Annotated in this window: 16 protein-coding genes, 1 tRNA gene and 3 rRNA genes; 8 read left to right on the forward strand and 12 right to left on the reverse strand. The window is 70.3% G+C overall.

The window, feature by feature from the left end; all coding sequences use genetic code 11:
- Positions 1 to 2: 2 nt before the first annotated feature.
- A complete protein-coding gene (locus QHF83_RS19240) occupies positions 3 to 1,148 on the reverse strand; it encodes an efflux RND transporter periplasmic adaptor subunit (RefSeq protein ID WP_282419328.1) in 1,146 nt (381 codons plus the stop codon).
- Complete coding sequence (locus QHF83_RS19245) at positions 1,145 to 2,464, reverse strand: TolC family protein (protein ID WP_282419329.1); 1,320 nt, start codon at positions 2,462 to 2,464, stop codon at positions 1,145 to 1,147. The genes QHF83_RS19240 and QHF83_RS19245 overlap by 4 nt, the downstream gene beginning before the upstream one ends.
- A gap of 220 nt (positions 2,465 to 2,684) precedes the next feature.
- Here QHF83_RS19245 and QHF83_RS19250 point away from each other — a divergent pair, with 220 nt between their 5' ends.
- The 4 genes from QHF83_RS19250 (at position 2,685) to QHF83_RS19265 (ending at position 8,310) form a co-directional block, all read left to right on the forward strand.
- Positions 2,685 to 3,353 carry a response regulator transcription factor gene (locus QHF83_RS19250; protein ID WP_282419330.1) on the forward strand — a complete coding sequence of 223 codons (669 nt, stop codon included), beginning with the start codon at positions 2,685 to 2,687 and terminating at the stop codon, positions 3,351 to 3,353.
- Positions 3,350 to 4,756: a HAMP domain-containing sensor histidine kinase gene (locus QHF83_RS19255; RefSeq protein ID WP_282419331.1), complete on the forward strand. Its 1,407-nt coding sequence runs from the start codon at positions 3,350 to 3,352 to the stop codon at positions 4,754 to 4,756. The genes QHF83_RS19250 and QHF83_RS19255 overlap by 4 nt, the downstream gene beginning before the upstream one ends.
- Before the next feature lie 181 nt (positions 4,757 to 4,937).
- Positions 4,938 to 6,821: an acyl-CoA dehydrogenase gene (locus QHF83_RS19260; protein ID WP_348980449.1), complete on the forward strand. Its 1,884-nt coding sequence runs from the start codon at positions 4,938 to 4,940 to the stop codon at positions 6,819 to 6,821.
- A gap of 133 nt (positions 6,822 to 6,954) precedes the next feature.
- Positions 6,955 to 8,310: a sigma 54-interacting transcriptional regulator gene (locus tag QHF83_RS19265; RefSeq protein ID WP_282419333.1), complete on the forward strand. Its 1,356-nt coding sequence runs from the start codon at positions 6,955 to 6,957 to the stop codon at positions 8,308 to 8,310.
- A 1-nt stretch (position 8,311) separates the two neighbouring features.
- Here QHF83_RS19265 and hutI read toward each other — a convergent pair whose 3' ends face one another.
- Together hutI and nagZ are read right to left on the reverse strand one after the other, a co-directional pair.
- The gene (hutI, locus tag QHF83_RS19270; protein ID WP_282419334.1) at positions 8,312 to 9,571 is read right to left on the reverse strand and encodes an imidazolonepropionase; all 1,260 of its coding nucleotides are present in this window, start codon (positions 9,569 to 9,571) and stop codon (positions 8,312 to 8,314) included.
- Positions 9,568 to 10,677 carry a beta-N-acetylhexosaminidase gene (nagZ, locus tag QHF83_RS19275; protein WP_282419335.1) on the reverse strand — a complete coding sequence of 370 codons (1,110 nt, stop codon included), beginning with the start codon at positions 10,675 to 10,677 and terminating at the stop codon, positions 9,568 to 9,570. Before nagZ ends, hutI begins: the two co-directional genes overlap by 4 nt.
- A gap of 88 nt (positions 10,678 to 10,765) precedes the next feature.
- Between nagZ and QHF83_RS19280 the strand changes: the two genes are divergently transcribed.
- Positions 10,766 to 11,770 (forward strand): CAP domain-containing protein, encoded by a 1,005-nt coding sequence (locus QHF83_RS19280; RefSeq protein WP_282419336.1) that lies wholly within the window; start codon positions 10,766 to 10,768, stop codon positions 11,768 to 11,770.
- Here the strand turns inward: QHF83_RS19280 and QHF83_RS19285 are convergent.
- From QHF83_RS19285 to QHF83_RS19300, 4 genes are read right to left on the reverse strand one after another with little or no spacing between them, the layout of a single operon-like run.
- Complete coding sequence (locus QHF83_RS19285; protein WP_282419337.1) at positions 11,735 to 14,242, reverse strand: S8 family serine peptidase; 2,508 nt, start codon at positions 14,240 to 14,242, stop codon at positions 11,735 to 11,737. The genes QHF83_RS19280 and QHF83_RS19285 overlap by 36 nt on opposite strands.
- 21 nt (positions 14,243 to 14,263) lie before the next feature.
- Complete coding sequence (locus tag QHF83_RS19290) at positions 14,264 to 15,799, reverse strand: acyl-CoA carboxylase subunit beta (protein ID WP_282419338.1); 1,536 nt, start codon at positions 15,797 to 15,799, stop codon at positions 14,264 to 14,266.
- 18 nt (positions 15,800 to 15,817) lie between these two features.
- The gene (locus QHF83_RS19295; protein ID WP_282419339.1) at positions 15,818 to 17,218 is read right to left on the reverse strand and encodes a VWA domain-containing protein; all 1,401 of its coding nucleotides are present in this window, start codon (positions 17,216 to 17,218) and stop codon (positions 15,818 to 15,820) included.
- 8 nt (positions 17,219 to 17,226) lie between these two features.
- A complete protein-coding gene (locus tag QHF83_RS19300; protein ID WP_282419340.1) occupies positions 17,227 to 18,108 on the reverse strand; it encodes a redoxin domain-containing protein in 882 nt (293 codons plus the stop codon).
- Positions 18,109 to 18,130: 22 nt separating this feature from the next.
- Here QHF83_RS19300 and QHF83_RS19305 point away from each other — a divergent pair, with 22 nt between their 5' ends.
- The 3 genes from QHF83_RS19305 to tadA all read left to right on the forward strand — a co-directional run bounded on the left by QHF83_RS19305 (position 18,131) and on the right by tadA (position 19,991).
- Positions 18,131 to 18,664: a hypothetical protein gene (locus tag QHF83_RS19305; RefSeq protein ID WP_282419341.1), complete on the forward strand. Its 534-nt coding sequence runs from the start codon at positions 18,131 to 18,133 to the stop codon at positions 18,662 to 18,664.
- A gap of 648 nt (positions 18,665 to 19,312) precedes the next feature.
- Positions 19,313 to 19,389 (forward strand) — tRNA-Arg (locus tag QHF83_RS19310).
- 65 nt (positions 19,390 to 19,454) lie between these two features.
- Positions 19,455 to 19,991, forward strand: coding sequence for a tRNA adenosine(34) deaminase TadA (gene tadA / locus QHF83_RS19315; protein ID WP_282419342.1), 537 nt, complete (start codon positions 19,455 to 19,457; stop codon positions 19,989 to 19,991).
- A 102-nt stretch (positions 19,992 to 20,093) separates the two neighbouring features.
- On the opposite strand, the gene QHF83_RS19320 is transcribed toward tadA, so the two are convergent.
- From QHF83_RS19320 to QHF83_RS19335, 4 genes are all read right to left on the reverse strand, one after another.
- Positions 20,094 to 22,400 (reverse strand): biosynthetic peptidoglycan transglycosylase, encoded by a 2,307-nt coding sequence (locus tag QHF83_RS19320; RefSeq protein ID WP_282419343.1) that lies wholly within the window; start codon positions 22,398 to 22,400, stop codon positions 20,094 to 20,096.
- Positions 22,401 to 22,697: 297 nt separating this feature from the next.
- Positions 22,698 to 22,814 (reverse strand): 5S ribosomal RNA (gene rrf, locus QHF83_RS19325).
- A 186-nt stretch (positions 22,815 to 23,000) separates the two neighbouring features.
- Positions 23,001 to 23,117: ribosomal RNA gene (gene rrf, locus QHF83_RS19330) — 5S ribosomal RNA — on the reverse strand.
- Between the two features lie 128 nt (positions 23,118 to 23,245).
- A 23S ribosomal RNA gene (locus QHF83_RS19335) occupies positions 23,246 to 23,368 on the reverse strand; the annotation flags it as partial.

Consider the following 23,368-nt stretch of genomic DNA (forward strand, 5'->3'; position numbering starts at 1 on the left):
GCTCACCCCTCGACGTCGAGCGCGTTGAGCAAGAGGAGCGCGCCGCTGCTCACCACGCGCTCGCCGGGACGAACGCCGGAGAGGACCTCCGCGCGCTCCTTCGATTGGCGCCCGACCTCCACCGGGCGCCGCTGAAACGTGCCTGGCGTGGTCTCCACGAACACGACCGACCGCGCCCCGTCGCTCACGATCGCCGAGGCCGGGACCCCCACGACCTGCGCATCGCCGGGCGGCTTGAAGAGCACGCTCACGAAGGCGTTCGGCCGCAGCAGCTTTCGATCGTTCTTCACGCGCACACGCACGGGCACGGTTTGTCGTTCTGGATCGACCACATCCGACACGGACTCGATGGTCCCGCTGATCCCGGCCTCCGCGCCGTCCGGAAAGCGGATCTCGGCCGTGCGCCCTGGCGTGAGCGCGGACGCGTCCCGCTGCGCGACGTCGGCGAGCACCAGCACGTCGCCGAGATCGGCCACCGTCGCGATGGGTTTGTCCCCGTCCGGCCCGACCTGCTTGCCCGGCGTCGCGTCGAGCTGCACCACGGTCCCGGCCCGGTTCGCGAGCACCCAGTACGACGTGGCGCCGGCCGTCTTGATCGACAGGCTGCGGATCTTCTCGGCCGCCGCCTGCGCCGCGAGCCTCGCCTCGTCGAGCTCGCTCTGCGCGACCGTCAGCTCGTTCTGCGACGCCGCGCGCGCCTCGACGAGCTTCTCGATCCGCTCGACGACGGCCTTGCGCGTCTTGATCGCGAGCTCCGCGGCGCGCCGCTCGTGCTGGAGCGTCGGCAGATCCGCGGTGCGCACCTCGATCAGCCGATCGCCCTCCGCCACGCGATCGCCGAGCCGCACGTTGACCGTGACCACGCGCCCGGCGAGCGGCGCGAAGCTCGGCGCCGTCAGGCTCTCCACCGTGGAGACGCGCGCCGTCACCGGCGGCAGCGGCAACGGCTCACCCGCGGCGGCCTCCGTGGTCGCGAACCTCATCGGCCCCGGCGCGGCAGGATCGAGCTTCACGACATCCTCGGCGGCCGAGAACGGCGGTCGTGCCTTCTCCTGCGGGCTCCCGTGGCACGTGATGCCCGCCGCGCAGAGCAGCACGAGCGAGAGGGCAGAGAGGGTTTGTCGGGGGCTTCGTGCGGATCGGTTCATCGTGGGTCCTCGTTCGTCCTTCCAAGCTCGGCGGCGATCTCGAGCGCCGCGTCGAAAGCTTCTGCGAAGCTCTGGGCCTCGGCGACGACGAGCTCGCTCACCGTGCGCCGGGCCTGGATCACGTCCGTGAGCGGCAAGAGCCGTCCTTCCGCGGCGCGCGCGAGCTCCTTCAGCGTCCCCTCCGCGCGCGGCAGGATTTCCTCCGACAACGAGCGCTGGCGCTTCTTCTGCGCGGAGAGCCGCTGCTCGAGCACGGGCAGGCGCGAGCGGCTCGTGTCCAGGGTCTTCTGCCGCTCGGCCGAGACGCGCGCGCGCTTCGCCTCCGCGGCCGCGAGCTCGGCCTGCCCGCGATCGAAGATCGGCAGCGGGATGCTCACGCTCAGGTTCAGGCTGTTCACCTGATTGCCCGAGATCACGAACTGATCACGCAAGTAGCCGACGCGCACCGTGGGATCGGGGATCGCCTGCGCCCGTGCCCATCGCACCTCTGCGGAAGCAGCCTCGCCGTACGCGGCGAGCGCGCGCACGTCGGGCCTGTCCTCGACACGACCGGCGGCCCCGACGCGGTCGATCCAGCGCACGAGAAAGCGGCGTGCCTCGTCCGCGTTCGCAAACGGCTCGCAGGGCGTACCGAGCGTCGCCGTGCAGTCGGCGACCGCCGCGCTCACCTCGGCCTCGGCCGATCGAACGTCCTGCTCCAGGCGGCTCGCCTCGACCTTCAGCCTCTCGACCTCGAGCCCCGACGCGAAATCGGCCGCGAGGCGCGCCGCGCCGATCTCAGCCTGCTTGCGCCCCTCGTCGGCCATGCGCCGCAGGCCTTCGAGCCGCATCGTCGTGGCCGCGAGGACGCCGAGCGTCCGTGCGAGCGAGAGCGCCCGCGCGCGAACGTCCGCGGAGAGCCCGGCCCGCGCCGCGCGTTCGAGCGCCTGCGCCCGATCCTGCAGCGGCCCGCGCTTTCCGATCGGGAACGTGTACGCGAGGGAGACGCCGTAATTCGGCACCTGCGTCATCGGCGACGAGAGCCCCACGGGGTTCGTCGGGCCAATCGGGATCGTCCCCCAGCTCGCTTCGAGCGTGGGGTTCGGCAAGGTATGCGCCCTCTTCACCTCGGCCGCGGCCAGATCCACCTCGAGCGCCGCGCTCTCCACGCCTCGCGCACGAGCGCGCACGAGCGCCTCGAGCGAGCCGAGATCGAGCTCGGCGCTGGGACGAAGCGCGCCCTTCTCCGGCGCGCTCGCGGCCTCCGCGGCGGAGACGAAAGGCAAGCACGCGGCGAGCGCGAGCGCCGCGCAGAGCCAGGGTTTCCGATGGGCCATGCTCATCGGCGTACCGTCTAAGGCCCTCGGCTCGGCCGAGCATGAACGGCCGATGAAGATTCCTTCAGCCTCCTCGTGCGCTCGAGGCGGAAGATGAAGCGCAGATGAAGAAGTCTTCATGCGCGCAGACGCGTCGCCGCTGGAAAACCACGGGATCGAGGCGAAACACGGCGCGCCCACGAACAGCGCTCGCGCGGCTCCACGCTAAGCTCGTTCCTCGATGAAAATCCTCGTCGTGGAGGACAACAAGAAGCTCGCGAGTTTCCTCTCACGGGCGCTCAGCGAAGAGGGCTACACCGTCGACGTGGTCGCCGACGGCGCCACGGCGATCCAGCAGATCCAGGCGCTCTCGTACGATCTCGTGATCCTCGACTGGATGCTGCCCGAGATGGACGGGCTCTCGGTTTGTCGCACCGTGCGACAGAGGGGCTGCCAGGTCCCGATCCTCATGCTCACGGCACGCGCCGAGGTCCCCGAGCGGATCGCCGGCCTCGACGCCGGCGCCGACGATTACCTGGCCAAACCCTTCGATCTCGGCGAGCTGCTCGCCCGCGTCCGCGCGCGCGGGCGACGCGCCTCCCTCGTCGACGGAATCCTCCGCGTGGGCCCGCTCGTCGTCGATCGCGCCGATCGCCGCGCCACGGTGGACGGGCGCCGGATCGACCTCACGCCGCGCGAGTTCGCGCTCGTCGCCTACCTCGCGCGCGAGGCGGGCCGCGTCGTGCCACGAACGGAGCTGCTCGCGAAGGTCTGGGAGACGAGCTTCGATCCCGGCTCGAACGTGGTCGAGGTACACGTGAAGAACATCCGCGAAAAACTCGGCCCGAACGCCTCCCTCATCGAGACGGTGCGCGGGATCGGCTATCGCCTCTCGCCGAGCGGATCATGAAGCTCAAGAACCGCTTGAGCCTCGCCGTCACGGTCGTCAGCGCCGCGACGCTGCTCACCTCGTTCCTCACGGTCTACGTCCTCGTGCGCCGCGACGAGACACGCGATCTCGACCTCGCCCTCGTCGCGCAGGCGCAGGCGCTCGCGCAGATCGCGGACGCGAAGAACCCGGGGAGACCCACGGTGCTCGACGGCGTCGCCGAGGTGCCCGAGAGCCTGCGCCCGACCCAGCGCTACATCGCGGTCTACGACGAGCGCGGCGCGCTCCTCTCGGCGACGAAGAACTTCGGCAGCGAGGTGCCGAGCTTCGAAAGCCTCGGGGCTTCGACGGCGTTGCCCACGGAGGGCGTGCCGGTCGATCTCGGCGTGAACGGCAAGGCCCTCCGCGGCGTCACCGTGCCCGTCGGAAACGGGGGCGCCGCGCTGCTCTACGCCGCCTCGCGCCGGACCGTCGACGAGGACGCGAGCTTTCTGCACCGCACCCTCGGCGTGCTGTTCCTCTCGGCGACCGTCGCGACCGCGCTCTTCTCCCGCTGGCTCGGCGGCCGCCTCGCGGGTGACGTGCACGCGATCGCCCGTGTGGCGCGCGAGGTCGAGCGCGGCAACCTCGAAGCGCGTGTCGGCGACGGCGCCCGCGGCAGCATCGAGACACGCGCGCTCGCGGCCGATCTCGACCACATGATCGAGCACCTCGGCGCGCTCGTCGCCGCGCAGCGCCTCTTCGTCTCGCACGCCGCGCACGAGCTCCGCTCCCCTCTCTCCACGCTGCGCGGCGAGCTCCAGCTCGCGCTGCGCAGGCCCCGCGACGCCGCCGGCTACCAGCGCACCATCGAGGAAGCGCTCGTCGACGTCGAAGCGCTCTCGCGCCTCTCCGAGGATCTCCTCACGCTCGCGCGCGTGCAGGCGCCGCGCTCGCTCGGCGCCGAGGTCGTGAACGTCGGCGAGATCGTCGCCGACGCGCTCCGCCTTGCGCGCGGCCCGGCCGAAGCGCGGCGCGTATCGCTCGAACAGGCCCAGGAGAACACGGCCGCCGCGCCGCTCTTCGTCCGCGGGGATCGAAGCGAGATCATCCGCGCGCTCCGGAACCTCGTCGACAACGCGGTCGCGCATGGCCCCGCCGAGGCGCCCGTCCTCACCACGATCATGCGCTGCGACGCTTCCGTGGAGATCGCCGTGATCGACCGCGGCCCTGGCGTCGCGAAGGAGGACGAGCCCCACATCTTCGAGCCGTTCTATCGCGGCACGAGGGACCGCGGCGACGACCGCCCCGGCGCCGGGCTCGGCCTCGCCATCGCGCGTGGCATCGCGCGAAACCTCGGCGGCGACGTGTGGCTCGATCGGAGCCACCAGGGCGGCGCGCGCTTCGTCCTCTCGCTCCCCGCGCACGCTGACGCCGACACTTGATCGGACGAGCTCGGCCGCTGCAATGGTATGTCGGGACGATCGCAAAGCGTCCCTTTCCGGAAATCTTTTCGCAGCATGATGTTTCGTGCACGAAGAAGATTGACGCAACGCATTGACATGCTACGCGGACACGAGCCGATCGACCGTTCGCTGCGCGTGCCTGCCGAACTCATCGGTGAGAATGCGCGCCCCCGAGGAGGCCCCCGTGTCGAACCCTCAAGCAAGCCAGAATCGCTATCGAGCCGACCTCCGCGAAATGAAGTTTTTGCTCTTCGAGCAATTCCGTCTGGGGGACATCCTCGGACAGGCGCCGTTCGAGAACTGGGGGGTCGACGAGGCCTCGATGGTGCTGGACGAGACGTACAAGTTCGCGTGCGAGGTGCTCGGGCCGCTGAACCAGGTAGGTGACAAGTCCGGGTGTCGCCTCGAAGGCGGGCGCGTCCTCACGCCGGAGGGTTTCAAGGAGGCGTGGACGAAGCTCTACGAGGCGGGCTGGAAGAACGTCTCGGTGAACCCCGACTGGGGCGGCCAGGGCGCGCCGCACGCGCTCTACGCGCTCGTCGAGGAGATTCTCTCGGGCGCGAACACGGCGTTCAACATGTACCCCGGCCTCGCGCACGGCGCGGCCGAGGTGATCCAGCTCTTCGGGACGGCGCGGCAGAAGTCGCTGTTTTTGCCGCGCCTCTATGGCGGCCAGTGGGGCGGGACGATGTGCCTCACGGAGCCGCACGCGGGCTCGGACGTGGGTTCGTCCCGTACGACCGCGAAGAAGCTCGCCGACGGCCGCTACCAGATCCGCGGCACGAAGATCTTCATCTCCGGCGGCGATCACGACATGGCCGACAACATCGTGCACCTCGTGCTCGCGCGCGTGGAAGGCGCGCCGCCCGGCACGAAGGGCCTGTCGCTCTTCATCGTGCCGCGCCTCCGCGTGAAGGACGACGGCACGATCGAGGGCTCGAACGACGTCGCCGTCGGCAGCATCGAGCACAAGATGGGCATCAACGGCTCGGCGACGTGCGTGCTCAACTTCGGCGAGAACGACGGGTGTATCGGCGAGCTCGTGGGCGAGGTCGAGAACCACGGCATGGCGCAGATGTTCAAGATGATGAACGGCGCGCGCATCGCCGTCGGCGTGCAAGGCGTGGCCGTCGCGTCGAGCGCCTTCCTGAACGCGCTCGACTACGCGCGTGATCGCAAGCAAGGCCCGTCGATCGACCACTGGAAGGATCCGACGGCGCCGCGCGTGGCGATCGTCGAGCACGCGGACGTGCGGCGGATGCTGCTCGAGATGAAGGCGAAGGTGGAGGGCATCCGCGCGCTCATCGTGAAGCTCGCGCTGCACCAGGACCAGGTGCACGTGCACCAGGGCTCGGACGATCAGAAGGCCCAGTACCACCAGGGCCAGGTCGATCTGCTCGTGCCGCTCGTGAAGGCGTACGGCTCGGACCAGGCCTTCCGCGTGTGCGAGATGGCGATCCAGACGTACGGCGGCGCCGGGTACATCAAGGACTACCCGGTCGAGCAGTACTGCCGCGACGCAAAGATCTTCTCGATCTACGAGGGGACGAACCACATCCAGGCGATGGATCTCGTGGGCCGCAAGCTCGCCCAGCGCGGCGGGCAGAACCTGCAGGAGTTCCTCGGCGACGTGGCCGCGTTCGTCCAAAAGAACCAGGGTCATCCGACGGTCGGGCCCTACCTCGCGGAGCTCGGCGCCGCGCAGGAGGCGCTCGCGGGCACGGCGATGCGGATGCTCACGTGGTTCCAGACGGGCCGCATGGCGATGGTGCCGCTCGCCGCGAACCGCTTCCTCGAGATGATGAGCGTCGTCGCGGTGGGCTGGCTCTTGCTCGAAGGCGCGGTGCTCGCCTCGGAGAAGGCCGCGTCGCTCCCGAACGACGAGTCGTCCGCGCGCGACCGCGCCTTCTACGAGGGCAAGCGCCACGCGGCCGCCTACTACGCGCGTCACGTCCTGCCCGAGGTGCGCTCCCACGCCGAGATCCTCGGCCGCGAGGATCGCTCGCCGCTCGACATCCCCACCGACGCGTTCGCCTCGCTCTGATCGGCATTTCCGACGCTCGGGGGCTCTCGCTCGGACCAGCCGAGCTACGCCCCCGAACCCCCGTCGACGCTCGGGGGCGCCCCCTTCTCCGCCCTATAAAAGCCCCCTTCGCAGCCGTATGCTTCCGGCTGTCATGAAGCAGTTGGTTCACGAGACGATCGAGGAGCAGGGGGAGCCGCTCGTCCCCGCGGGCGAGCCCATCCCCGGCCTCGTCGGGATCTTCTCGTGCAAGGCCCCGCAGTTCGTGCCGCTCGCCCTGACGCGCGCGATCGAGCTCGGCCGGACCACGCATGACGCCCTGCTCGACGACGACCGCCTCTCCCGGCGCCACGTGCGCGTCGAGCACGAGAACGGGCGGTTCGTCGTGACGGACCTCAAGAGCCGCAACGGCACGTACGTGGACGGCACGCGCGTGCAGGAGGCGGCGACGTTCGACGCGCCGCGCCTGCTCCGCATCGGCCGAACGCTCTTCATGTTCGTGGCCGACGTGCGCCCGTACCAGCAAGGCACGGTCACGACGCGCGGGGAGATGATCGTGGGACCGCGCCTCGCCGACGCGCTCGCGCGGGTGGCGCGGTCGGCCGCGCTGGGCCGCATGCTGCTCGTCACGGGCGAGAGCGGGTCGGGCAAGGAGCTCGCGGCGCGCCATTTCCACGCGGCATCGCTCCGCGCGACCGGTCCGTTCGTCGCCGTCAACTGCGCGACCATCCCCGTGGGCGTCGCCGAGCGCCTGCTCTTCGGCGCGCGCAAAGGCGCATACTCGGGCGCGACGGCCGACGCCGAGGGTTACGCGCAGGCAGCGCACGGAGGCACGCTCTTCCTCGACGAGATCGCAGAGCTCGAGGCCGGCGTACAGCCGAAGCTCCTGCGCCTGCTCGAAGTGGGCGAGATCCTGCCGCTCGGCGCGAGCCGACCCGTGAAGGTCGACATCCACGTCGTCGGCGCGACGCTGAAGAACCTGCGCGCGGAGGCCGCGAAGAGCCGCTTCCGCGAGGACCTCTACTACCGCATCGGCAACCCCGAGGTGCGCCTGCCGCCGCTGCGCGAGCGGCTCGAAGAGATGCCGTGGCTGATCCGCGCGACGCTCCAGAAAGCGGGCGCGGCGCTGGAGCCGCACCCGATGCTCGTCGAGGCCTGCGCCCTCCGAGTCTGGCCCGGCAACGTCCGCGAGCTCTCGCACGAGCTCCGACAGGCCGCGGAGAACGCGCTCGCGGCGGGCAGGACGGTCGTCGAGGCCGGGGATCTCGCTCCCTCGGCCGGGCTCGCGCTAGCCGAGGAGAGCGAGGCGGGGCCGCAGAACTCGTCGAAGCCGAGCGACGAGCGGATCGCGGAGGTCCTGCGCCGCGAGAACGGAAACGTCTCGGCCTCGGCGCGCGTGCTCGGGATGCACCGGACACAGCTCCGGCGATGGCTCGCGCGTCGAGGTGGCTATCCGCAGGCGGTCGCGGCGGACGGCGCCGACGGGCACGTGACGATCGATACGGAGTGAGTCAGCCGGGCGAGAAGGGCGTTTCGCCGGCGATCGGCGCGCCGTCGCGGAGGACCGTGAGGGCCCGAGAGACGCCCCAGGGCTGCACGAGCGCGTTCTCGTGCGGGAGATCCCAGGCGACGAGATCGGCGCGTGCGTCCGGACGGACCACACCCACGACATCGGCGAGCCCGAGCGAAGCCGCGGCTTCGCGGGTCGCGCCGAGGATCACCTCGGGCACCGTGAGGCCATACATCCGCGCCGCGAGGGCGAGCGCGAGCGGCAGGCTCTCGGTGGGCGCCGTGCCGGGGTTCGCGTCGCTCGCCACGACGAGGCGGACGCCCGCGGCGCGGAGGAGCGCGATCGGCGGCGGATCTTGCCGCAGGGTGAAGCTCGCGATGGGCAGGAGCACGGCGCGCACGCCGGCCGCGGCGAGGGCCCGCGCGCCCTCGGGGCTCACCTGTTCGAGGTGATCGGCGGACGCGGCGCCGAGCTCGGCCGCGAGCTCCGCGCCCCCGACATCGGCGAACTGACCCGCGTGCACGCGCACGCCGAGCCCCAGCGCTTTCGCGCGCGAAAGAACGGGCCGGGCTTCGTCGACGGAGAACGCAGAGCGATCGACGTAGACGTCGACGAACCGCGCGAGGCGCCGCGCGGCGATGGCCGGCAAGGTGCGTTCGCGGACGGCCTCGATGTACGCCGCGCGATCGGCGCGCGCCTCGGGTGGGATCGCGTGGAGCGCGAGGAAGGTGGGCACGACACGCGGGAGATCGAGCCGCGCGGCCGCGCGTTCGAGGGCTTCGAGCTGCTTCGTCTCGCCCGCCTCGTCGAGGCCGTAGCCGCTCTTCGCCTCGACGGTCGTGACGCCGAGTGAGGCCATGCGCCGGAGCCGCGCGGAGAGCGTCCTGTCGATCTCGTCGGGGCTCGCCGCCCGCACGGCGCGCATGCTCGACACGATCCCGCCGCCCGCCGCGGCGATCGCCTCGTACCCCGCGCCCGCGAGCCGGAGCGCGTACTCCGCGTCGCGCGAGCCAACCCACGGGGCATGTGTATGTGCATCGACGAGGCCCGGCGTGACGAGCGATGCGGGCTCGCCGGACACGACCGGGAGCACGCCGCGGCGCGCGAGCACCTCTTCGCGCGGGCCGACGTCGACGATCACGCCGCCCTCGACGGCGATGGCACCCTCTTCGATCACGCCGAGCGGATCGGCCTCGGTAGCACGCGCGGGATCACACGTCACGATCCGACGCGCGAGCAGGACGAACGCGCGCGCGCTCACGCGACACCCGCCTCGGCCGCGCGCCGTGTGATCTCCTCGAACAGCGCGACCGACTCGGGCCGCCCCACGAGCGAGGCGAGCGCCTCTGCGTCGGGCGCGGGCTTCGGCGGCATCTTCGAACGCGCCGCGAGCCCGCGCTCCGCGGCCTCGAGGCAACGCTCGCGGAACGCGTGATCACGCTCCGCCTCGGCGACGAGCGCCGCGAGCGCGCGCTCTTGCCACTCCATGTTCGAGCAGATGAGCAGCACGTCGCAGCCCGCCCGCACGGCCGCGACGGCCGACTCCTCGACCCGGTACTGCGCGGCGACCGCGGCCATCTCCAGATCGTCCGAGAAGAGCACGCCGCGGAAGCCCACGTCGCCGCGGAGCAGATCCGTGCACACGGCGCGCGAGAGCGTCGCCGGCACCTTCGCGTCGATCGACGTCACCACGACGTGCGCCGTCATCATCGTGCCGAGCCCCGCGGCGGCAGCGGCGCGGAACGGCGCGAGTTCGATCGCGTCGAGGCGCTCCCTGCCGTGATGAACGATGGGCAGGCCGACGTGGCTGTCCACGGACGTATCGCCGTGACCGGGGAAATGCTTGCCGCAGGAGAGCACAGAGGCCTCCTCCAGGCCGAGCCCGAAGGCCACGGCGAACGCCGCGACGTCGGCCGGGGCTCGCCCGAACGAGCGATCCCCGATGATCGGATTGTCCGGATTCGAATCGACGTCGAGCACGGGCGCGAAGTCGAGGTTGAACCCCGTCGCCCGCAGCTCCTCGCCGATCAGACGTCCCGCGCGCCGCGCGAGCGACGCATCCCCCACGGCGCCGAGCAAGCGCATCGGCGGGAGCTTCGGGAACGGGCTCGGCATCCGCGCGACGCGCCCACCTTCTTGATCGACGCCGATGAACGGCGGAAGGTCCGGCCCGGCGGCGTCGCGGATCGCGCAGCAGAGCGCGTGCGTCGTGGCGAGATCCGGGACGTTGCGTCGAAACAGGATCGCACCGCCGCGCAAGCCTGCGCGGAGGGCCTCCGCGTAGGCGTCGGGCAAGGTCGTGCCGGGAAATCCGCCGACGATGAGCTGGCCGCAGAGCTTCGGGAGGGAAAGGTCGGAGGGTCGCATCGGGAGGCTCTTGGCGCGAGGGTTAGCCGAGCGAGGCGCCCGCCGCTACCACGCGGCGCGTGATTGCTTATGCTGAGGCGCGAGGCGCGTGGCGATTCGAGGCGAACGAACGGGCAGAAGGGCGAATCGTCGCCGATCGGCGCTCGCGCTCGTGGGCCTCGTCGCTGGATGCGGGAGCCCTCCCGCGAACGACCCGAACGGCGCGGCGAGCGAGCGCTCGATCGGGATCCGCAGCGCCATGGCCGGCAGACCGATGAGCCGCGCGGACGCCGAGCGCTACATGCTCGAGCTCATCAACCAGGATCGTGCGGCGCACGGGCTCGCGGCGCTGCCCTGGGACGAAACCGCGGCGCGCGCGGCGCGGCGCCAGGCCGAGGACATGGCGGCGCGCGGGTTCACGGCGCACTGGGGCTCGGACGGCTCGGTGCCGGAGCAGCGATACACCGAGGCGGGCGGCGAGGACGTCGCCTTCGAGAACGTCGGCTGCTTCGTGGATGCGAGCGCCTCGCCGCTCGCGGTCGATGCGCCTTACATGGCCGAAGGGCTCGATCGGTTCCAGCGCGCGTTCATGGACGAAGTGCCCCCGCACGACGGCCATCGCCGGAACATCCTCTCGCGGTGGCACACGGCGGTGGGCGTGGGCGTGGCGCAGGTCGAAGGCAGCCGCATCCCCTGCGTGGCGCAGGAGTTCGTGGATGATTGGGGCACATACGAAGACCTGCCCCGGAAGGTCTCGGTGGGCGACTTCGTCGACATCCGGGGCGAGCTGCGAGAGCCTGCCGAGCTCTCCGTCGTCGGCTTCGCGCGGATCGATCCACCTTCGCCGCGCGCCCCCGAGGACCTCAATCAGACGAGCGATTACCTCGTCCCCGAGGCCTACGAGGCCTACCTGCCGCGCCGCCTCCAGACGCCGTTTCCGCGGCCCCGGGGCGTGCTCTCGCTCCTCGGGAGCACGTTCTCCCTCGGGACCTACCTCGACGACGAGGGCAAACCCGGGCTCTACGAAATCAGCATCTGGGTGACGTTTCCCGGCGTGAATGAGGAGCGGCTCGTCTCGCTACGTACGATCGAGGTCGCCGCGCGCGCGCGCTGACGCGCCCTCGCTCTTCCGCGAGCGCCTGCGCCACAGCCCGATCCCCGCCAGCGCCACGCCGATCGAAGGCCCGAGCGGGCTCCTGCTCGACGTGCGCGCCTCCTCCGCCCAGGCGCAGCCGCCCGAGGTCGCGTCGAGCGTTCCGTTGGCCCTCCAAACATCCTCCCCGATCGCGAGCTCCCGCGGCGACTCGATCGAGCGGCCCGCGTAACGCACGTCGACGACCATCTTCGAGCCGGCCCTCCCGCGCTCGCCCGCCACGGCGAAGCGGAAGAGCCCGTGCCGCACCTTCATGATCGGCCGCACGATGACCCCGCCCGTCACCGAGAGCTCGAGCTCGGTGCCCGCGATCCCGCTCGCGACCTCGCCGTCCTCGCGCCGCAGCTCGATCGTCCCCCACACGGGCCACGTCTCGTCCGGACGCGCGTACGCGCTCGACAGCACCCACCAGCTCTTCTCGATGCTCGGCGGGCCCGACGATGCCGGCTCCTCCTCGAACGCGCGCCGCGCTCCCTCGAGATCGAGCGCGCCCACGCCGAGCTGCGTCTCGTGCCGTACGGTCCCCGTCGGCCGCCGCGCGCCGGCCTGGAGCAGCTCCGTCACGCGCGCCTGCGTCAGCGTGGAAACGCCTCCGTTGCGATGCCGATCGAGCTCGAAGAGAAGCGCGACCGCGCCCGCCACGTGCGGCGCGGACATCGACGTGCCCGCGGTGATCGCGTGTGTCTCGTCGACGACGTAACACGGCTCCCCCTTCGGACAGCCGGCACCATCGAAGAGGCCGCCCGGTTCGACGCGCGGGTCCGTGTCTCGGCTCATCGCGGCCGCGATGAACCCACCCGGCGCGCTGATCTCGGGCTTCGCCACGCCGAACGGCGTGGGCCCGGCCGCGCTGAAGTAACAGACATCGTCGGGCTGCCAGTCGATCCCGTTCGCCGGCACGAGCTCGATCGGCTCGATGGTGAGTGGATCCCAGCCGATCCGGTTCAACGTGCAGCCCACGGCGAGCAGGTTCGGGTGGCTCGCGGGCATCGAGATCGTCCCTTGCCGCACGGCCTTTTCGAATGCGAGCCCCGCCCCGCCCGACGGCGACACGTCGTCTTGCCCCGTCACCCAGAGCTGCGCGTCGCCGTGGCCCGAGAGCCGGATCGTGAACGCGCCTTCGTCCCACGCGCCGGAGAACGCCACGACCGCGCTGTTCGTCTCCGCCGTCATCAGCGTGTTGCTGTTCACGAGGCGGTTGATCACGCCCGCCGTCGTGCCGTCTTCGCCCGAATAGCCGAGCTCGTCGCCCGGATCGACGAGCCTGATCCAGCTCGATCCGCCCGGCCCTTCGAGCCCGACGCTCACCTCGTCGCCGGGCCGGAACGTGATCCACACAAAGCCGTTTCCTTTCTTCGACGCGGGTGTCGCGATGGGCACGCGCACCTCAGCGCCTGGTGTCACGCGCACCTCCGTGTGGATGCCGAACGGCCCGCGATCACCGCGCCCGTACAAAGCTCCGTTGTTACCTGCGGCGGTCACGATCGCGCGGCCCGGCTTGTCGTCGCCGACGAGCGCGGCGAGGCCCCTCTCGACCAGGCTCGTTCCATCGTGCGGCCCGAAATCCCCGCCGACGCTGAGGTTCACGACCGTCGGCAAGCCGAGTTCGTCGCCGACCTCGAAGATGAACCGCGCGGCGTTGAGGATGTCCGGTTCCCTGAAGCCTTGATCCGACGGAGGCTTCGCGATGACGAGCGTCGCCTCGGGCGCGAGCCCCACGTACTTCGGCGTGCCCCCGTTCATGAGCCCGCCGTTGCCCGCCGCGATGCTCGTCACGTGCGTCCCGTGGCCGTCCGGATCACGTGGGAGCTCGAGCTTGGATTTCCCGCTCATCATCGCGTCGAGATCCGCGCCCGAGAACACGGCGCACTCCGTTTGTTCCGAAACGGTGCAGCCGAACCGCTCCTCGATCTCCGGGTGCAATCCTGCAGGCTTCCTCCCCGACTGCAGCATCCACGCGACGCGGCTCTTGCCGGTCGCCGTGCGGAAGTCCGGATGCGCGACGTCGAGCCCCGTGTCGATGATCCCGACGACCACGCCGTTGCCCTTGCCCAGGCCCGTCGCCGTACGGAACACGTCGACGCGTGTCCACTTGCCCGACACGTCGAGCAGGGGCATGAGCGGCGGCGAAACGGTGAGCGCGAGATCGGGGTGCGCCGCGGCGAACGTGTCGACCTCCTCCGGCGCGAGCCGGATCGTGCCGATGCCCGGCGCGACTTCCAGGAGCCCGAGCGAGCGCGCGTCCTTGCCCTGCGGCAGCGCCACGCTCACGGCCACGCGGCCGGAGTCGTCCGCGAGCGGATGGACCTTCGTGGGCTTGTGCAGGAGCCGCACGAGAGATCGTGCGGGCGCGCCCTCGGCGCGGGCGAACGTGGCGGAGAGGAGGACCAGCGGCAGGGCCGCGGCGAATGCGAGGAGCGGACGGGCACGCACGTGCCCATCTTACCGCATGGCTCAGACGGGCGGCACGATGTGCTTTTTGCGCGGCCGCTCCTCGACTTTCCCGGCATACCGGGAGAACCGCCGCGCGATCTCGTCGCGCAGCGCCGTCGTGGGAACGATCCCGTCGATGACCATCTCGCTCGCGAGCTTCACGAGATCCACGTCCTCGCGGTACTCGTCGCGTAGCCGCTTCACCATCGCGTCACGCTCGGGCCCCTCGGGAACGGCCTGGATCTTGTTGTAGTAAACGGCGTTCACCGCCGCGCTCGGGCCCATCACGGCGATCGACGCGCGAGGCAGCGCGATACACGCGTCGGGCTCGAACGCCGGCCCGCACATCGCGTAGAGGCCCGCGCCGTAGGCCTTGCGCACGACGACCGAGAGCTTCGGCACCGTCGCTTCGCTCACGGCGGCGATCATCTTCGCGCCCGCGCGGATGATGCCCTGCTTCTCGACCACGGTGCCGATCATGAAGCCCGGCACGTCGGCGAGGTAGAGCAGCGGCACGTTGAACGCGTCGCAGAGCCAGATGAACCGCGCGGCCTTGTCGGCCGAGTCGACGAAGAGCACGCCGCCCTTGTGTTTCGGCTGGTTCGCGACGATGCCCACGACACGCCCGTCGATGCGCGCGAAGCCCGTCAAGATCTCCTTGGCCCAGAGCTTCTTGATCTCGACGAAGCTGCCCTCGTCGATGACGGCGTCGATCACCGCCATCATGTCGAACGGCTTGTTCTCGTCGACGGGGATCACCTCTTCGAGCGGCTTCTGCCCCGGCTTCGGCGGCTTCGCCGCGACGAGCGCCGGCGTCTCCGTGCAGTTCTGCGGCATCATCGCGAAGTAGCGCTTCGCCCAGGCGATCGCCTCTTCTTCGGTCTTCACGAGCACGTCGCCGCAGCCCGACTCCGAGCAGTGCATGCGCGCGCCGCCGAGCTCTTCGAGCGTCACCTTCTCGCCGATGACCATCTCGGCCATGCGCGGCGAGCCGAGGTACATGCTCGCGTTCTTGTCGACCATCACCACGACGTCGCAGAACGCGGGGATGTACGCGCCTCCCGCCGCCGAGGGCCCGAAGAGCAAGCAGATCTGCGGGATCTGCCCGCTCATCTGCACCTCGTTGTAGAAGATGCGCCCCGCGCCGCGGCGACCCGGGAACATCTCGATCTGGTCGGTGATGCGCGCGCCCGCCGAGTCGACGAGGTAAAACAGCGGGCAACGCTGGCGCGCGGCCGTCTCCTGGATGCGCAGGATCTTCTCCACCGTGCGGCGGCCCCACGACCCGGCCTTCACCGTCGAGTCGTTCGCCATCACCGCGACCAGGCGACCGCCGATCGTCCCCGTCCCGGTGATCACGCCGTCGGCGGGCAGCTCGGGATCGACGGCGTTCGCCAGCGCAGCGTCCTCCACGAAGCTGCCGTCATCGAGCAGGAGCTCGATGCGCTTCCGCGCGAAGAGCTTGCCCTGCTCGAGGTTTTTCTCGTGGTACTTGGGTGCCCCTCCGCGCTCCACACGCGCGGCGAGGTCACGGAGCTTTTGATCGTCGAGCGACATGTCCCGCGCGGCATAGCGCTACTTTCGCCGCGCCAAAAGCTCCCTCGCCGCCCCCTCGAGCTCACGCGCGGTCCGGGCCACGAGGACACGGCTCACGGCGGCCGCATATCGCGGCATCGCGCTGTCCCCGGTGCCCCAGGTCGCAGGCGGCTCGGGGCAGATCCAGATCACCGAGCCCGCACACCGGACGAGCCGCTCCACGACGGAAACCTCCTCCGGCAGGAAATTCGTACGCCCGTCCCCCAGGATCACGATGGTCGTGCGCCGGTCCACGCTGCGCCCGAGCTGCTCCTCGAAGGAGACGAGCGCCCGGCCGTAGTTGGAGTTGCGCGTCCGATCGACCACGCGCCCGCTCTCGATCACCGAAAGCGCCGCTTCGGGTGATTTGCGGCGGAAGAGGTCCGTCGTCTCGCCGACGTCGCTCACGAACACGAACGACCGCGTCTCCGCGAAGAGCTCCTGCGACGCCGCGACGAGCTCCAGCATGAAACGCGACGCGAGCCGCACCGAGTCCGACACGTCGCAGAGCAACACGAGCCGCGGCTTGTCTCGACGACGCACGCGCCGCGCCGGTCGGAACGGGATCCCGCCCGTGCGCAGGCTGCGGCGGAGCGTGCGATGCGGATCGATCCGACCTCGCCGGCTGCGCTTCATCCGCACCCGCTCGGCGCCTCGCAGACGCTCGGCGAGCCTCCTGAGCGCGCGCCGCACCTCCGCCATCTCCTCCGGCGACAGCGACGAAAACGGCCGATCCACGGCCCGCGCCGCTTGCTCGTCCGCCTCGCCGAGCTTGCGCGCGAGCGACGCTTCCACGTGCGTCCGCACGCGCCGCTTCATCGCGTCGAGCTCCTCGCGCAGCGCCGCCGCGAGCGCCGCGCCCCGCTCTTCCCCGAGCGCCTCGCGCAGCGCGTCCCGCATCCGCGCGAGCGCGCTGCCGAGCGCCGGGATCCCGAGCCTTTTGTTCACTTCCTGCGTGAAAAACCCGGTCTGCAGCGCGCTCGTCATCGGCGCGAGCGCGCGCGCGATCCCCGCCGATGCAAGCAGCTGATCGAGCTCCAGCGCCTCCCCGGTGAACGCCAGCATCCCCGCCGCGTCGCCCGACGAACGCTGCGCCGCGGCGGAAAGGAGCTCACGCAGCGCGGCGAGCTCGGCCTCGGAAAACCCTCGCACCCGGAGCCGGCTCCAGAGATCCCCGAGGTGCGCGCGTTCCTCCGCGAAGAATCTGTCGAAGCACGACCGGAACAGCGTGAGCTCGTCCTTCTTCGTCGCCAGCACCGAGGCGAGCCCGTCGCGCAGCGTCTGCCGATCGGAAAACCCCACGAGCGCGGCCACGCGCGCCGCGTCGATGGCCTGCGCCGTCGAGACCGGCAGCCCCTCGCGGCGCAGCACCCACAGAAGCTCGTCGAGGACGCGTAACACTCGTTCGCTTAGCCCGATGGCGAGGGCTCGGCGAGCAGGCTCGCGACGACCTTCTCCAGCGTCGCGCCCTGGCCGGGCCCGTATCCCACGAAGACCTCGCGGATGATCCCCTTCTTGTCGACCACGAACATCGTGGGCAGCGAGCGGATCCCGTACAGAACGGCCGTCCCATCGCCGGGATCCGAGGCCACGGAGTAACTCATCCCGAGCTCCGTCGCCGCCTTCTCCGCGATCGACTTCGACTCGCCCGTGAGCCCCACGATGGAGAGCCCCTTGTCCCCGTACGCCGCGTGGAGCCGCGACAGATCCTTGGAAATCGCGCGACAGGGCTTGCACCACGAGGCCCAGAAGTCGAGCACGACCACGCGGCCGCGCAGCTTGCCGATGTTGTCCGGCACGCTGCCCGTGACCCGATCGAGCGCCTTCCACGTCGGGGCGAACGTCCCGACCTTGTCGAGCCGCAGCACCTCCTCCGTGCCGGGATGCTCGATCGGCACCACCACGTGCTCGCGCTCGGCCGTCCCCCGTCGGATCTGCAACTTCAGCGTCGCGCCGGGCCCCGCGATGGCCACGCGCGCGATGAACTGCTCGGGTTTTTCGAGCGCGACCCCGTCCGCCGCGAGGATCACGTCTCCATCGACGAGCCCGCCCGAGCGCGCGGGCGAGCTCGTCACCACGTGCTTCGCGAGCACCCCTTTGCCCGCCGGCCCCGGCGCGAGCTCGATCCCGATCCAGGCGCGCCGCGCGGCTCGATGCTCCGCCGAAGCCTGCTGCGCCGGGGCCACCGTCATCCCCAGGACGACCCCGATCCCGAGGACCCCGCGGAGCACGGCTGCCTTCGCCCGAGACCGTCCAGCGCGGGATTTCGCCCAGGAATCAGCGCTTTGCATCGTTCGAGTGTAGCATGCGGCCATGCGCTGCTCCTGCCGAGCGCTCGCCCTCTTCGCCACGCTCACGGCCGCTTGCACGCCTTCCGCCGACACGAGCAGCTCGTCCGCCGCCGACCCGTCCGCCTGGTCGACCGAAGGCCCCGCTCCGCGCCCGGCCTCGTCCGCCCCGACCGTCCCCACGGCGCCGCACCGCTGGGAGCTCGCCGACCGGCTGAGCTCGCTCCGCAAGGCCACGCCGCGCGCGCGCTCGCAGCACCTTTCGGGCGAACACGACGCCGAGGTCCTCGCCAACGACGCGGCCGCCGCCTACCCGGCGCTTGGCCCGCAGCGCCCGCTCGGCGCCGGAGCCGTCCTCGTCGAGGCGCTCTACACGGCGGGCAGCTCGGACGTCGCCCTCTACTTCGCCATGGCCAAGCAGACCCCGGCCCAGGGTGGGGAATGGGAGTACCTCGTCGTACGTGCCGACGGCCAGGTCGAGCAACGCGGACGGCTCGCCTTGTGTGAGCGCTGCCACGCCGAGGCGCCCGAGGACCACGTCTTCGGTCGGGCGCGCTGAGACCCGGGTACGCAAACTTTGCGGCCCTGACGAGGGACCAGGACACGGATGCCCGGACCGGCGGGAACGTCGTCACCCGTTCCAGCACGAAACCCGCGAAGAAACGCCCGCATTCCTTGGAGAGCGCGTGCGGGACGGGGGAAACCGGATCCGATGGCACGGCTGCTGCTCTAGTCGAGGTCGCTGCATCGTCGGGCTCCGGCGATGACCGCTTACCTTCCTCCGTACGACGGCTTGTCCTCGAGAGCCCCGGCTTCGGCCGCTGCTTTCGCTTATCCCCCGGGTGTTGGGCTACGCCCGGCGGATCGCTTGGCTTACGAAACTTGGCTTGCTGACGCTTGGCTTGATCGTCTGACTTCTTTGCTTCGCCTCTCTCTCGACATCGCTTGAACGGCCTTGAACGAGCGTACAAAGCGCGCGGCGGCTCCCCTGGACCGCCGCGCGTTGCTTTTTGTGCTCCCACGTCCGGGCGACGGCCAAAAATTCTTCACGCGAAACGCCCCGAAAAACAGGGATCGTCGACAGGCCGGACGATTTCTTCTTGACAGAACCGCCAGGGCCGCTTAAACGCCCCACCTCGTTGTCGCGCAGCACTACGCGACGCACCCGCGGGGGAACTCGTGTATCCCGCGGTACAGCTCAACGATTGCGCCCATAGCTCAGCTGGATAGAGCATCGGCCTACGAAGCCGGGGGTCGGAAGTTCGAATCTTCCTGGGCGCGCCAAACCCCTCCACTCCCCATCCTTTCGCGTCGCTTTCGAGCGGCTCGCCTGACGGATGGGTCGTTCGATGACGAGCTCCGAGAATTCCACAACGCTCGTGGTCCCCGCGACCGCCGACGAGCAGGTCCTCGCGCGCGACGCGGCGTTCATGCGCGCGGCGATCGAGGAGGCCGCGGCGGCTGCCAACTCTGGTGACGTCCCCGTGGGCGCGGTGCTGGTGGACGCGGCGGGCACGATCGTGGGCCGCGGGCGCAACCGGCGCGAGCTGCTCCAGGACCCGACCGCGCACGCAGAGGTCGAGGCGCTGCGCGACGCGGCCAGGCAACGCGGCGCATGGCGGCTCGCCGGGCTCACGGTCTACGTGACGCTCGAGCCCTGCCCCATGTGCGCCGGCGCCCTCGTCAACGCCCGCGTCTCGCGCCTCGTCTACGGCTGCACCGACCCCAAGGCCGGCGCCGTCGACACGCTCTTCACGATCGGACGCGACCTGCGCCTGAACCACCGCTACGAGGTCGCGGGCGGCGTCCTCGCGGACGAATGCGCCGGGCTCCTGCGCGCCTTCTTCGCGCCCCGCCGCAAAGAAAAGGTCGATCCCGGCCGCTAGAACCTCGATCGGTGTGCAACCTCGTCCGGGCAAAGCCCGGACGATTCACCCCCCGAGGGAAGATCGCTTTGCGATCTTCCAAGCATCGAACCGGTCGATGCTCTAGTCCTCGGGCGGCGTCGGCGGCTCCGGCGGCTCGCCGCTGCCCTCGCCCGACGGCTCCCCTTCGCGCCCCGAGGGCTCTTGCGAACGCGCGGAGCGCTCCGGCGCGGGCTGCCCGCGGACCACGGTCTCGCGCAGCCCCTCTTCGAGCTCCTCGTCGCTGATCCACTTCCGGCGATGCGCGACGTCCATGAGCTTGCGCAGGTAGTTCATCCAGCCCGGGCTCACGGCGCCGCCGATCGCGAAGTGCTGCTGCTTCGGGTTCGGCAGGATCGACGAGATGTAGAGCGCTTGCCCGAGCGAGAGATCTCCCGCCGACGTGTTGAAGTAGTACCGCGCGGCCGGGCCGATCCCGTAGATCATCGGGCCGAACTCGACGACGTTCAGGTAGAGCTCGAGGATCTGCTCCTTCGTGAGCTCCTGCTCGAGGTAGGTCGTGAGCACGGCCTCCTGGAGCTTGCGCGAGAGGCTCTTCACGCGGTCGAGGTAGAGGTTCTTCGCGAGCTGCATGCTGAGCGTGCTCGCGCCGCGCACGAACCGGCCCTTGCGCAGGTTCTCCCGGATGGAGTTCCTGATGGCCTCGTTGTCGAAGCCGCCGTGCCGCCGGAAGCCGCTGTCCTCGGTGGTCAGCACGGCCGTCTCCATGAACCGCGAGATCACGCTGTACGGCACCCAGCCGGGCGTGCCGGGGCCGCTCTCGATCTCCACACGCTCGCCGGCCGGCCCGAGCACCGAGCGGCGGAACGGCTTGCGCCACCGCGCCGCGTCGATCTCGGGCGGGACCTCGGTGATGCGGCACGTGTTCGAGAGATCCCACGCGACGTCGAAGTCACGATCGAGCCGCGCCGTGTCGATGCGCGCATGCCCTTTGACCGCCAACGAACCGGCCATGCGCATGCCCGCGATCCGCGGCACGAGCCCGCGCGGCGCGGCGTCGAGGATCGACTGGCAAGCCGTGAGCGGCACGTCGAACTCGGCACGTACGCGATGGCCCTCGCCCACGCGATCGTAGCGCCCGTGCGCGAGCAGGCGGACGGCGCCGAGATCGACCTCGCCCTCGTCGACGCGGAGGGTCGAGCCGTCGAGCGCGGTCTCGCCGCGGAGCCGGAAGGCGAGCTCGAGGCCCGCGATCGGCTCGTCGGAGAGCGCATCGCTGCGAAGCGAGAGGTTCTGCACGCGCCCGTCCCCGTCCACGCGGAGCTGCTTGCCGTCCGCGGAGAGGACGAGGTGCGAGCGTGTCGTCAGCGACGTCTTGGCCACGTCGAAGAGGCCGAAATCCCCGTCGCGGATGCCCAGCGTGGACAGGTACAAGGGCCCGCCCTTCACATCGGCGACGATCTCGCCGCCGGCCTCACCGAACGGCACGCTCAGCGAAAACGTGAGCGCTTGTTCTTCCTTTTCAGCACGCGCGCGCGGCGAGAGCTCGACGAGCATGCGGCCCGCGTCTCGGCGCACCACGAGGGAGCCCGGGCCGAGGTTCAGCGTGTCACGCCCACGACGGACCTGCGCGTGAAGGCTGTCGAGCTCGACCTTCGCCCCCTGCTCGAGGACGGTGTCGAGCAAGGTCGCGCCTCGGACGAGCTGTGCACGCACGGCGGCGCCTCGCGGCGAGGCCTTCGCGTGCTTGGGAGCAGGCTCGCGCGGCTCGCGGGGCGGGGGCTCCTTCGGCGTCGCGGATGCACCTTCGACGGGCTTCGCTTCTTCGAGCGGAGCGGGCAGGGTCAGGGTCGCATCGAGCGAACGCGCCGAGAGGGCGGCCACGCGGTACCCGCCTTCCGGCTGCTTGATCAGCGTGAGATGCCCGCCCTGCACGGCCACGGATACCGGACCCACGGTGATCGTCGCCTCGGCCGCCGATAGGCCGACCTTGCCCTCCTGGCGGGCGAAATTCACATCACTGGCGCGGACCGACTCCGTGGGTACGTCCCTGCGGTCCTGCCAGGCGATCCGCAGCCCTTCGAACTCGGCGTCCGTCCTGCCCGAGCTCGAGCTCTCCCCGCCGCCCGTGGAGGATCTCGCGAGGTACCGCTTCTGCCACTGCTCGGCCTCGCGGAGCACGACCTCACGCGGCCCCACGGCGGACACATCGCCTCCTTGCAGGGCGATCTTCTTGCCGCTCCAGCCGAGCGCGACGTCGATGGTCTCGAACCGCACGTGCGCGCTGGGGACCTCGGGCAGCGAGACCTCCACGCCGCGCAGTTTCACGCCGTGCAGCGAGGGACGAACCTCGTCGATGGCGACGACGGCTCCGTACCGCTCTGCGGCTCGCGCAGCCTCGTGGCGCACGATCGGACCGAAGGAAACCACGGCCGCCAGTGTTGCGACCGCGCCTCCTGCAAGTGCCAGCTTGACGCGCCGTGAAGCCACGAAACCCTTGCCTAGGGTAGCAACGCCTGTCCGCAGGAAAATAAATCAGCGATCCGAGCTGCAGACTGACGACGCGATCCGAGCCGCGCCGGGCGGCGTGAGGACGGACGGATGGGCTGGCTGGCCCGAGGCTCCGGCAGCGGCCGGCCATCGGCCGCGCGGACGAGGCCCGACGGCGGATGCGGGACGATGGAAAAAGAAAAGCCTGCAAGCTTTCGCTTGCAGGCTTTAGAAAAGACCCGGCGGCGTCCTACTCTCCCACTGAGTCGCCCCAGCAGTACCATCGGCTCCAAGGAGCTTAACTTCCGAGTTCGGGATGGGATCGGGTGTGGCCTCCTCGACATCGCCACCGGAAAATTTGGGTGTCCACGAAGGCCCCGTGATGGTGGGGTTGTCTTCATGGTCGCATCCTACTGCAGCTCCAAGCTGCTCGGATTCGTCACCCTTCAACTATAATGCACGGGGCAGAGCCCGGTGCGGTTATAGGATGGTAGAAAAAGAAAAGCCTGCAAGCTTTTGGCTTGCAGGCTTTAGAAAAAGACCCGGCGGCGTCCTACTCTCCCACTGAGTCGCCCCAGCAGTACCATCGGCTCCAAGGAGCTTAACTTCCGAGTTCGGGATGGGATCGGGTGTGGCCTCCTCGATATCACCACCGGAAAATTTGGGTGTCCACGAAGGCCCCGTGGCGGTGGGGTTGTCTTCATGGTCGCGTCCTATCGCAGCTCCGAGCTGCGCGGATTCGTCACCCGAACTCCGCGCGCGAGCTTCAATGTTGCCTTAGAGGTATGGTCAAGCCGCACGACCGATTAGTACCGGTTAGCTCCGCGGATTGCTCCGCTTCCACACCCGGCCTATCAACCTCGTAGTCTACGAGGGGTCTTTAGGAGCCTTGCGGCTCGGGACACCTA

Origin of the sequence: Polyangium sp. 15x6, from assembly GCF_029960785.1 — a bacterium.
GTDB lineage: Bacteria > Myxococcota_A > Polyangia > Polyangiales > Polyangiaceae > Polyangium.

Excerpts from the sequence above, each read along its gene's own strand:
- QHF83_RS19250 (WP_282419330.1), top strand. The coding sequence starts at position 2,685 with ATGAAAATCCTCGTCGTGGAGGACAACAAGAAGCTCGCGAGTTTCCTC.
- QHF83_RS19305 (WP_282419341.1), top strand. The coding sequence starts at position 18,131 with ATGCGCTGCTCCTGCCGAGCGCTCGCCCTCTTCGCCACGCTCACGGCC.
- QHF83_RS19290 (WP_282419338.1), bottom strand. The coding sequence starts at position 15,799 with ATGTCGCTCGACGATCAAAAGCTCCGTGACCTCGCCGCGCGTGTGGAG.
- QHF83_RS19260 (WP_348980449.1), top strand. The coding sequence starts at position 4,938 with ATGCGCGCCCCCGAGGAGGCCCCCGTGTCGAACCCTCAAGCAAGCCAG.
- QHF83_RS19240 (WP_282419328.1), bottom strand. The coding sequence starts at position 1,148 with ATGAACCGATCCGCACGAAGCCCCCGACAAACCCTCTCTGCCCTCTCG.
- QHF83_RS19300 (WP_282419340.1), bottom strand. The coding sequence starts at position 18,108 with ATGCAAAGCGCTGATTCCTGGGCGAAATCCCGCGCTGGACGGTCTCGG.
- QHF83_RS19265 (WP_282419333.1), top strand. The coding sequence starts at position 6,955 with ATGAAGCAGTTGGTTCACGAGACGATCGAGGAGCAGGGGGAGCCGCTC.
- QHF83_RS19245 (WP_282419329.1), bottom strand. The coding sequence starts at position 2,464 with ATGGCCCATCGGAAACCCTGGCTCTGCGCGGCGCTCGCGCTCGCCGCG.
- QHF83_RS19255 (WP_282419331.1), top strand. The coding sequence starts at position 3,350 with ATGAAGCTCAAGAACCGCTTGAGCCTCGCCGTCACGGTCGTCAGCGCC.
- tadA (WP_282419342.1), top strand. The coding sequence starts at position 19,455 with ATGACGAGCTCCGAGAATTCCACAACGCTCGTGGTCCCCGCGACCGCC.
- nagZ (WP_282419335.1), bottom strand. The coding sequence starts at position 10,677 with ATGCGACCCTCCGACCTTTCCCTCCCGAAGCTCTGCGGCCAGCTCATC.